We start from the raw sequence: 10515 nt of genomic DNA on the forward strand, positions 1-10515 counted from the left end.
GAGCCAGTTCATGCAGGTTTTCGCGCAGCAATTGCGCCAGCCGCAGCAGCACCTCCTTACGGTGCGCCGGACTGGTCCGCGACCAGACGCCGGCGTTGAAGCTGCGCCGCGCTGCGGCAACCGCCAGATCGATGTCTTCCTCACCGCAGGACGCCACTTCGGCCAGCACCTCGCCGGTTGCCGGATTGACGCTGGCAAAAGTCCGGCCCGAACGCGCCGCAACCGTCTTGCCGTCGATGAACGCCTTGTCGCGAAAACGGATCGCCGACGCCTTGCCGATCCAGTCCTTGTGGCTGAGTTCGCTCATCGCAGGCGACCCCTGTCTTGACTATTCGTCGCCCGGCACGCCGTAGCTCGGCGCATCGGATGGGTTTATGGCACGGGTCACATAGGCATCGAGCTGTGGCTTGTAGAGTTCCCACAGCGTCGCCAGTTGCTCGATCGGGCAGTCGTCGGTCCAGTCGCAGCGCAGATCGGCGACCGGCCACGCAACCTCGCGCACCAGCTTCATGCCAGCCGAATGGACCGGGCCGGCCTCGCCGCCCGCTTTCAGCGCGGCGCGCATGGTCGCGATGAGGCGGTCGCCGAGATGCCCTTCCGACGCCAGGAAAGCCTCGACCATGGCTTGCGGAACGCCGTCATGGGCCAGCATGTTGCCGCCGCAGGCGACATTGTCCGCACGCGCCTCCGCCCAGATGCCAAGCGCCTTGGGCCCTGAGTGGATAGCGGTCGTCCCGGCGGCATCGACAGCCAGCACCTGCCGGTATTCGGGATAGGCACCGGTGCGCTTCAATATGACAATCGCCTCTGCCGCCGACGCGCCGCGCGCCAGCAATTCGAGACCGCGCAGTCCCAGCGTAGGATCGGTGACGTTCTGACTGGCAACGGCGCCGGCGCCCGCCTGCGCATAGGCGCAGCGCGCCGCCACAGCAGGCGACGAGGAGGACACCGCGACCCCGAACATGCCGGTGCGGCTGCACCGCGCGACGATGGAGAATGTCATGACTTTAATCCGGGATAACTGCGGTGCCGTCGATCTCGACCAGCCAGTCCGGCCGCGCCAGGGCCTGCACGACAAGGCCGGTCGAGACGGGATGCACGCCTTTGATATACTCGCCCATGGTGCGGTAGACCGCCTCGCGATAGCGGACATCGGTAATGTAGACCACCACCTTGACCAAATGCTCCATGGTGCCGCCGCACTCCTCGATCAGCTGGCGGATGTTCTGCATGACCTTGTGCGTCTGTTCGACCGGATCATGGCTTTCGATATTCTTGGCCGTGTCGAGGTCCTGCGGGCATTGGCCGCGCAGATAGACGGTCCTGCCGCCCCGCGTAACGACCGCCTGGCACAGATCATTGTCGAGCTTCTGCTCGGGATAGGTGTCCTTGGTGTTGAACTTGCGAATTCTTGTATGGGCCATCTTGGTCTCCGTCAGTCGGCTCGAGGTCGGGACGTCCGTTTCCATGCCACTTTGGTCTCGCGCTTCGCGGACGCATGGTAGGCCAGGTACTTGCGCTGCGTGGAGATATGGTCCGCCACATGCTGGGCGTCGTGCCAGACGCCCCAGATGAAGCTCGACCCCCGCCGCGATTGCCACGGCAGTCCCAGGAAATAGATTCCCGGCTCGGTCGACACGCCGCGCTGGTGCTTCGGCTTGCCCTTTTCGTCAAACACATCGACCTTCAGCCAGTTGTAATCGACGGTGAAACCCGTTGCCCAGATGATCGAACCTATCCCGGCTTCCGCCAGGTTCAGCTCGAGAATGGGATCGGTCATGCATTGCGGGTCCGGTCCGATCTCGCGGGCCGCAGGCTCCTCTGGAAGGTCGAGGCCGTTGCGAGCGACATAGGCGTCGGCCTCGTCCAGCACCGACATGTAGTTCGCATCGCCGCGCGCGATATTTTTAGCCAAGTCCGACGCGAAGGTCAGAACCCCGTCCTTGTAGGATTCAGTCCGGCCAACCAGCATTATCCCTTGCGCGGCAAGACGCCGGAAGTCGATCGTCTGGCCGCCCCGCGCGCCGCTCACCGCGATGGTGACGTGTTCGGTGCCAGGCGCCGGCGCTTGAGCGTCCCATTTGCCCAAAACCCCCAGCCACCAGCAGAAGTCACGCTCGCGATAGGCCCGCGGCGGCCGATCATGCGGCCCGACCGAGAGGTAGACGCGCCGTCCCGCGCGCTGGAGTTCGTCGGCGATCTGCACCCCCGAGGACCCGGAGCCGACCACCAGCACCGCACCTTCGGGCAACTGGCCCGGATTGCGATAGGCGCTGGAATGGATCTGCATCGCTCCGGCATCCCCGGGGACAACCGCCGGAATGACCGGATGCTGGAAAGCCCCGGTAGCGGCAACCACGCTCCTGGCCTCGATCACGCCATCCGAGGTTTCGACCCGGAAGCCGGGACGGCCGACAAGCCTTTCCACGCTCCTGACCTCCACGCCGCAGCGGATGGGGGCAGCGATCATGCCGGCGTAAGCGACAAAATAGTCGGCGACCTTCTCCTTGCCGACAAAGGCGTCGGGACCGGCATCCGGAAATTCCATGCCGGGAAAACGATCATGCCAGGCGGGACCATTGGCAACCAGCGAGTCCCATCTTTCGGTACGCCAGCGTTCGGCGATGCGGCTTCGCTCGAGCACGAGATGCGGCACCCCGCACTTGCTCAGATGCTCGCTCATGGCCAGCCCCGCCTGGCCGCCGCCAACAACAAGCGTGTCTACCGTTTCGACTGGCATTTCAGCGGCCCTTTCTGGCTCTCCCCGGGAGTGTCTGCGGATGCGGCGGAGATCTGATCGTTGGTTTACTGGAGGCACCGGGCAGCGAAAATTATGATTTCATGTGGCAGTGGTTAGCTTGTCCCTAAATGCCGGGAAGCATGGCCGAAGATGTGGAGCGCGGGGCGTGGATCATCACTGTTGAGTCAGAAGAAACGGACGGCTCAGAGATAAAGGCTTCTGGCCGCCTTGGACGAGAGCAACTCCTTTGCCGGCCCCTCCTGGGCGACCTTACCCTTGACCAGCACATAGCCGCGATCGGCGATGCCCAGCCCCATTTCGGCATTCTGTTCGATCAACAGGATGGTCGTGCCTTGGCGATGGATTTCCCTTGTGATCTCGAAATACTCGCCGATGAGTTTTGGCGAGAGGCCGAGCGACGGCTCGTCCATGATCACCAGTCTGGGTTCGCCGATCAGCGCGCGCGCCAGCGCCACCATCGCCTGTTCGCCGCCGGACAGCGTGCCGGCGACTTGGCGCAAACGCTCATGGATGCGCGGAAAAAGCTTGCACATCTTGTCCAGTTGCACCGCGAAATTGGGCCCCCTGGCCGACACCGCATCATAGCCCAGGCGCAAATTCTCCATCACGGTCAGGCCGGGGAACAGCCGGCGCCCTTCGGGAACGAGCCCGACGCCGAGCGACGCCAGGTTTTCCGTGCCGAGCGTCGCCATGTCCCTGCCCATCACCTCGACCTTGCCGCGCTGCGCTCGCACGACACCGCAGACTGTCATGAAGGTTGTCGTCTTGCCGGCGCCGTTCGGTCCGAGCAGGCAAACCAGTTCGCCGGGGCGTACGCTCATCGCCACGCCGCGCAGCATCGGCACCGCGCCATAGGAAGTATCGACATCCCTGAGTTCAAGCATGGGCGACCGCCTTCCCGAGATAGGCTTCCTGGACGCGCGGGTCGGCGCGCACCGCCGCGAAGTCGCCCTCGGCGATCTTGCTGCCATAGTCGATGCAGGTGACATGCTGCGGGAACGCTTCGACCACCCGCATGTCGTGCTCGATCAGAACTACCGACAGAGCAGGGTTTTGTACGCGCAGCCGCGTGATGTCGGCCACCAGTGCGTCGGTTTCCGTGTCGTCCATGCCGACCGAAGGTTCGTCGAGCAGCAAGAGCTTGGGCTGCGATGCGAGCGCGCGGGCAATTTCCAGCCGTCGCCTGTCGGCCTGCGCCAGCGTGCCCGCTGGCCGGTAGCGTTGTTCGAACAGGTCGCCGGAGCCGAGCTTGAGCAGGGTTTCGGCCTTTTCCACGCAGGCCGCCATCTCACGGCGCGACGCGCCGGGCCGAAACAGCGCGGTCAGCACGCCGGTCCTGGTGCGGGTGTGCATGCCGATGATGACGTTGTCGAGGACACTGAGGTCGGAGAACAGACGCGACGACTGGAATGTGCGGGCGATGCCGCGGTCGACAACTTCGTAGGACGGGCGGCCGGTGATCTCGGCGCCGTCGAAGGTCACGCGACCGGAGGTTGGCCGGTAGACGCCGGTCACGACATTGAACAGCGTCGACTTGCCGGCGCCGTTCGGGCCGATGACGGCGAGCACCGCGCCCTTGTCGATCGACAGGCTGACATCGTTGAGCGCGACCAGGCCGCCGAAGCGCATCGTCAAATTCTCGACCTTGAGAAGCGCGCTCACAGTCCGCCTCCGTAGCGCCGCATGCGTTGCGGGAACAGACCTTGCGGCCGGATCATCAGGAAGCCGATGATGACGACGCCGAAGAACAGCAGGCGGTAGTCGGCGAACGCGCGCAATTTCTCCGGCAGGATGGTCAGCAGGAACGCACCGACGATGACACCGAAAATATTGTCCATGCCGCCGACGATGACCATGGTCATGATGGTGACGGAGACCAGGAAGGTGAAATTGTCGGGAGAAATGTAGGAGACGTAGAAGGCGTAGATCGTGCCGGCGAAGGCGGCGAGAAAGGCGTCGACGGCGAAGGCCAGAACCTTGAACCACGCCACATTGATGCCTTGCGCCTTGGCGGCGATCTCGTCGGCGCGCAGCGCATTCCAGGCCAGACCGATGCGCGAACCGTGCAGCCGATGCGCGGTGACGATGGCGACGACGACCAGTGCGGCCGACAAATAATAGAAATTCGCCTGGCTCGGCAGCTTCCAGCAGAAGATCACCAGCGGATCGGCAAAGGAATGGCCGAACAGGCTGGGCGCCGGAATGCCGACCAGTCCGTTGGGTCCGCCGGTCCAGCTGAAATTGTTCAGCAATTGCTGGACCACGACACCGAAGGCGATGGTGACAAGCGCCAGATAAGTGTCGCGCGTGCGCATCGACGGGATGCCGATGATGAAACCGAACAGGGTCGCCGCCAGCGCCGCGACCGGCAGCGTCAGCCAGAAGCTGACGCCGAAATTGATCGCCAGCAGCGCCGACACGTAGGCGCCGATGCCGTAGGAAGCGCCGGTGGCGAAGTTCGGGATGTTGGCGCTGCCGAGCTGGAAATTGAGCGCCAGCGCCAGCACCGCATAAAGCTCGGCGACGATCAGCAGATGGAGGATATAGGTGTTGGATCCGACGAAGAACGGAAAGGCCAGGACGATGACCGCCGCAGTGATCATCGCCACGAGCGGAACCCGGGCAAAGCTCGCCAACGCATAGTCGGCGATCCACGGCAGCCTCTCCAGCAGATAGAAACCGAGGCCGAGCAAGGCCAGCAGGCCGACCACCTGCCAGCCGCCGTCGACTTTGAGGATGAGGTACAGGAACGCTGCCCCGATGATTTGCGAGGCGATGGCGAAGACCGTGGCCGCGGCTATGCCCGGCACGTCGGGTGAAGCACGACCCTGCATGCTAGACTTTCTCCATGACGGTGCGCCCAAGCAGGCCGGCGGGGCGGAAGATGAGCACGGCGATGACCAGCAGGAAGACGAAGACCAGCCGGTAGGAAGCGCCGTCCGGCACGAATGTCTGCGCCAGCACTTCGATGCCGGCAATGATCAGTCCGCCCAGTATGGCGCCCGGCATCGAGCCGAGGCCGCCGATGACCGCGGCGGAAAAGCCGAGCAGGCCGGCCATGACGCCGAAGTCGAACCGTGTCACGCCGGCATAGCTTGCGAACAGAAGTCCAGCGATGGCGCCGATAGCCGAGGCAATGAAGAACGTCGCACGGAAGACGCGTGCATCGCGGATGCCCATCATGCGCGCCACGACCCGGTCCTCCGAGGCCGCCCGGATGCGCAGCCCGAGCGGGGTCATGCGCAGGAAGACAAACAGCATGGCAACCAGCGCGACGGTCAGCACCACCACCAGCAGCGCGAACCAGCTGATGGCAACGCCGGAGATTTCGAAAGCCATGCCCGACACCAGGCGCGGGAAGGCATGCGGGTTCGATCCCTGCGGATAGAGATGGCGGATCAGCTCGCGGATGACGATGCCGAGCGCCACGGTCGCCACCAGCGCCATCATGGCGGGCGCATCGCGGAAGCGCCTGATGACCACCTTGTCCAGCAGGACGCCGATCAAACCGACGGCGAACACGGCGACCGGAACCGCAAGCACCAGCCAGGCGGGCCCCGAGGCGCCAAGAGCGGTCGCCAACGCCTGGGCAAGCGCCAGCGTGATGAACGGCGCCGTCATCGCGACATCGCCGTGCGAGAAATGAATGACGTTCAAGACACCGAAGATCAGGCTGAATCCGATCGCCAGCAAGGCATAGATGCAGCCAAGGGTTATCCAGTTCACCAGTTGCTGGACAAGCAGTTCCGCCATGCGGTCGGTCTCTCGATTGAAGCCGACAGGTATCAATCGCCATCCCGGGCGGACAGAACGAATCTCCGAACTCACGAGTCACAATTTCCGAATTTCGTCACTGAATACGCGCCCGTACACTGATGATCAGCCGACGATCACGATCGGCCGGGTCGCTACGACGGCGGCAGATAATTCTGTTTGAGGTGGAACCATGCAAAACAGGCGCAGTGCGCTTATCCGCGTATCGTCAATTCTGGCCGGCTCTCTGTTTGCCATCGCCCTGGGCGCCGCCCAGGCGCAGGCCGACCAGATCAAGCTCGGCTTCATCGGGCCGCTCTCCGGCGGCAACGCCCAGCAGGGCCTCGGCGCCCGCAACGGCTTCCTGCTCGCCATCGAGCAGGCCAATGCCAGCGGCTATCCGCACCAGGTGGAAGGCGTCGTGCTCGATGACGCCTCCGATCCGGCGGTCGGCGTTTCGGCGGCGCAGAAGCTGGTCAACGATCCCGCGGTGGTCGCGGCAACGGGGCATTGGAACAGCTCGGTCGCGTTGGCGACGATCCCGGTCTTCAACCGCTCGCAGATGCCGTTCATCGTCTGGGGCGCGGTCAGCCCGAAGATTACCGAACAGAACTTCCCGAACGTGACCCGCGTCACGCCGACGCTGGTCAACGAGAACAAACCGCTGGCCGAAGCCATCGCCAAGCAAGGCAAGATCAAGAAGATCGCCATCATCTCCGACACCACCGACTACGGTGCGGCCAACACCAAATGGTTCGGCGATTTCTTCAAGGCGGCCGGCGGCGAGGTCGTTTCTTCGGATGCCGCAGCTGTCGGCACGACCGATTTCCGCGCCATGCTGACGACCGCGAAGGCAGCGTCGCCCGACGCGGTCTATTTCGGCGGTGTCGTCACCGAAGCAGCGCTGGTGCGCAGCCAGATGGCCGACCTCGGCATGGGCAATCTGCCGATGTACGGAATTTCAGGCATCTACGACCCGAAATTCATCGAGATCGCGGGAGCTGCCGCCGAGGGCACCATCGCCGGAACTCCGGCCGTCCAGTCGAACCCCAAGCTCGAGGAGTTCAACAAGGCCTATGAAACCAAGGCTTATCCCGATCCTGCCGGCTCCTATGCGAAATATGCCTACGAGGCGACGCAGATCCTGCTTCAGGTCATCAAGGAAAAAGGCCTCGACGACAAGGAGGCGCTGAGCAAGGCCATTCGTGACATCCACCACGACGGCATTCTGGGAGACGTCTCGTTCGATGCCAACGGACAGACCAACATGGCCATCGACATCGACATGTTCGTCGTCCGCAGCGGCAAATGGGAGAAGATGTAACTTACCTGATCGACGCCGCGCCCGTTCTCAGTGGCGCGGCGTCGATCACCTTCATCGCCGAGCTCGCAAAAGTCCTGACCGGAGCGCCTGACCATGAATGACGAGGCTGGCCACGGCGCACCTCGAAAGGCCGTCGAGATCAAGGGCGTCTCCAAGGTGTTCGGCACCTATCAGGCGCTGAAGCCTGTTTCCTTCGACATCTACGACAACGAGTTCTTCACGCTGCTCGGCCCGAGCGGCTGCGGCAAGACCACCCTGCTGCGCATGATCGCCGGTTTCGAGCAGCCGACGGCGGGGCAGATTTTCCTGCACGGCTCGGACATACAGGGACTCCCCCCGCATAAGCGGCGGGTCAACACCGTCTTCCAGAGCTACGCCCTGTTTCCGCATATGAGCGTCGAACAGAACATCGGCTTCGGGCTCGAAAACCTCGGCTGGTCAAAGGGCCGCCGCGATAAGCGCGTCGCCGATATGCTTCGTCTCGTCCATATGGAGGCCTTTGCCGGGCGCAAGCCGCAGCAATTGTCGGGCGGCCAGCGCCAGCGCGTCGCGCTCGCCCGCGCCCTGGCGCCGGAACCGGAAGTGCTGCTGCTCGACGAACCGCTCTCCGCACTCGATCTGAAGCTGCGCCAGGCCATGCGCGACGAGCTGCGCATCCTGCAGCGCAAGACCGGCATCACCTTCGTCTTCGTCACCCACGACCAGGAAGAAGCGCTCGACATGTCGGATCGCATCTGCGTTCTCGGCGATGGCGAGATCCAGCAGCTTGGCACACCCGCGGCGATCTACGAGGAGCCGTCGAACCGCTTCGTCGCCGATTTCATCGGCGAGACCAACTTCCTCGATGCTGACGTGATTGCCGTGGACGGCGAGCAGGCAACCGTGAAAACGCAACTCGGCATGACCTTGACGGCCTCTCACAAGAATGCGGTCGCCGGCCAGAAGGCCTTCATCTCGATACGTCCGGAAAAAATCAGCCTGCCCGCGCAGGACAACCCGATCGCTGTCGACGGCACGATCATGAGCACCAATTATCTTGGCGGCTACACATACTATCTCGTTGAAGCGGGCGGAACCAAGCTGCGCATCTCCAAGCGCAACAGCCTCAGCCGCGGCCAGATGTTCGAAATCGGGCAATCGGTAAAAGTTGGCTTTGCCGCCGAATCCGTGCGGATCCTCGGCGCATGAAGGCACGCACAAAAAGTCCCGACTGGAATGTCCTCGGCCTGCTGCCGGCCCATCTCATCATGCTGCTGACGCTGATCATCCCGATCGGCATCATCATCGTGGTGTCGTTCTCGACGCGCGGACCTTACGGCGGGTTCGAATATGTGTTCACCACAGCGCCCTACAAGCAGCTTTTGTTCAACGAAGGCTGGACCGGCGAGATGGAGTTCAATCCGCAATATCTCATCGTTGTTGCCAGAACGCTGGTCCTGTCGGCCGTGACAACATCGATCTGCCTGCTCCTGAGCTTCCCGGTCGCCTATTTCATAGCGCTGCAGCGGCCGGCGATCAAAGTGCTGCTGATCTATCTCGTCACGCTGCCATTCTGGGTTTCGATGATCGTGCGCGTCTATTCCTGGATCATCATCCTTGGCAAGGATGGTGTCGTCGAAAAGACCCTTCGCGGTCTCGGCCTCGTCGACAACATGGACTCGCTGCTGTTCGGCAACACCGCCATGCTGCTCGGTCTCGTCTACAGCTACATTCCGCTGATGATCCTGCCGATCTTCGCCTCGATCGAGAAACTCGACCCTGCGCTCATCGAGGCGTCGCATGATCTCTATGGCAACCGCGTCACCACATTGCGCCGCGTTATCCTGCCCCTCACCCGGCCCGGCATGATCGCCGGCGCGATCCTGGTGTTCGTTCCAAGCCTCGGCGCGGTCCTGGAGCCGACCCTGCTCGGCGGCGGCAAGACCATGATGATGGGCAATCTCATCCAGCTACAGTTCGGTGGCGCCCGCAACTGGCCGCTCGGCGCCGCCATCGCCATCGTGCTGATGGCCGCGGTCATGGTCTTCCTGATTTTCCAGGGTCTGCGCTCGATGCGCACCGAAGGCATGGAGCGTGCGGCATGAACGCGGACGATGATGTCAGGCGCTATCCGGGCTTCGGTCTCTTCAGCGCGATCTTCTTCGCCTATCTCTATTTGCCCATCGCCGTCGTGGTGTTCTACTCTTTCAATGCGAACCGGATCGTCTCCAATTGGGGCGGCTTCTCATTGCACTGGTACGCCACCGCTCTGTCCAACGCCAACCTGATGACAGCGGTGAAGACCTCCCTGCTCGTCGCCACGGTCGCCACAGTCGCCTCGACCCTTGTCGCGTTGATGGCGGCATTGGTGCTGGTGCGCGGCCGCGATGTCCGGTTCCGCCGCATCTCCGAAGCGGTGGTGAACCTGCCGCTGCTCCTGCCCGAAATCGTCGTTGCTGTCGCCGTCCTGATCCTCTTCTCCGAGATCGGGCTCGCCAACGGAATGGTGAAGCTGATGATCGCCCACACCACCTTCTGCATCCCGTTCGCCTTCCTGCCGATACGCGCCCGCCTGCAGGGAATGGACTTCGATCTGGAGGAAGCCGCCCGCGATCTCTATGCAACCGGTTGGGTCGCCTTTCGTCGCGTCACGCTGCCGCTCATCCTGCCGGGTGTGTTCGCCGGCGCCATGCTCGCC

At 63.2% G+C, this 10515-nt stretch carries 12 protein-coding genes; 4 read left to right on the plus strand and 8 right to left on the minus strand.

Annotation, left to right across the window (positions count from 1 at the left end; translation table 11 throughout):
- The 8 genes from EN984_RS09300 to EN984_RS09335 form a co-directional block, all read right to left on the minus strand.
- Nucleotides 1-307: aldehyde dehydrogenase family protein (locus tag EN984_RS09300; RefSeq protein ID WP_127383712.1), on the minus strand; the 307-nt coding region annotated here is incomplete at its 3' end.
- A gap of 21 nt (nt 308-328) precedes the next feature.
- The gene (locus tag EN984_RS09305; RefSeq protein WP_127267115.1) at nt 329-1003 is read right to left on the minus strand and encodes a DUF1028 domain-containing protein; all 675 of its coding nucleotides are present in this window, start codon (nt 1001-1003) and stop codon (nt 329-331) included.
- 4 nt (nt 1004-1007) lie between these two features.
- The gene (locus EN984_RS09310) at nt 1008-1424 is read right to left on the minus strand and encodes a RidA family protein (protein ID WP_127267116.1); all 417 of its coding nucleotides are present in this window, start codon (nt 1422-1424) and stop codon (nt 1008-1010) included.
- A gap of 11 nt (nt 1425-1435) precedes the next feature.
- Complete coding sequence (locus EN984_RS09315; protein WP_127267117.1) at nt 1436-2740, minus strand: NAD(P)/FAD-dependent oxidoreductase; 1305 nt, start codon at nt 2738-2740, stop codon at nt 1436-1438.
- Between the two features lie 203 nt (nt 2741-2943).
- Nucleotides 2944-3645, minus strand: coding sequence for an ABC transporter ATP-binding protein (locus EN984_RS09320; protein WP_127267118.1), 702 nt, complete (start codon nt 3643-3645; stop codon nt 2944-2946).
- On the minus strand, nt 3638-4423 hold the full coding sequence (locus EN984_RS09325) for an ABC transporter ATP-binding protein (RefSeq protein ID WP_236382713.1): 786 nt from the start codon (nt 4421-4423) through the stop codon (nt 3638-3640). The genes EN984_RS09320 and EN984_RS09325 overlap by 8 nt, the downstream gene beginning before the upstream one ends.
- Complete coding sequence (locus tag EN984_RS09330; RefSeq protein WP_127267119.1) at nt 4420-5595, minus strand: branched-chain amino acid ABC transporter permease; 1176 nt, start codon at nt 5593-5595, stop codon at nt 4420-4422. The genes EN984_RS09325 and EN984_RS09330 overlap by 4 nt, the downstream gene beginning before the upstream one ends.
- Nucleotide 5596: 1 nt before the next feature.
- Nucleotides 5597-6514, minus strand: a complete 918-nt coding sequence (locus tag EN984_RS09335) for a branched-chain amino acid ABC transporter permease (RefSeq protein WP_127267120.1) — start codon at nt 6512-6514, stop codon at nt 5597-5599.
- A gap of 193 nt (nt 6515-6707) precedes the next feature.
- On the opposite strand from EN984_RS09335, the gene EN984_RS09340 reads away from it, so the two are divergent.
- The 4 genes from EN984_RS09340 to EN984_RS09355 all read left to right on the plus strand — a co-directional run.
- On the plus strand, nt 6708-7838 hold the full coding sequence (locus tag EN984_RS09340; RefSeq protein WP_127271535.1) for a branched-chain amino acid ABC transporter substrate-binding protein: 1131 nt from the start codon (nt 6708-6710) through the stop codon (nt 7836-7838).
- 93 nt (nt 7839-7931) lie between these two features.
- Nucleotides 7932-9026 carry an ABC transporter ATP-binding protein gene (locus tag EN984_RS09345; RefSeq protein WP_127271533.1) on the plus strand — a complete coding sequence of 365 codons (1095 nt, stop codon included), beginning with the start codon at nt 7932-7934 and terminating at the stop codon, nt 9024-9026.
- Nucleotides 9023-9922, plus strand: a complete 900-nt coding sequence (locus EN984_RS09350; RefSeq protein WP_127271531.1) for an ABC transporter permease — start codon at nt 9023-9025, stop codon at nt 9920-9922. Before EN984_RS09345 ends, EN984_RS09350 begins: the two co-directional genes overlap by 4 nt.
- Nucleotides 9919-10515, plus strand: a 597-nt coding sequence (locus EN984_RS09355; RefSeq protein WP_164765418.1) for an ABC transporter permease, incomplete at its 3' end; no start/stop codon positions are given. The genes EN984_RS09350 and EN984_RS09355, both read left to right, overlap by 4 nt.

This window comes from Mesorhizobium sp. M7A.F.Ca.CA.004.12.1.1 (genome assembly GCF_003997835.1).
GTDB lineage: Bacteria > Pseudomonadota > Alphaproteobacteria > Rhizobiales > Rhizobiaceae > Mesorhizobium.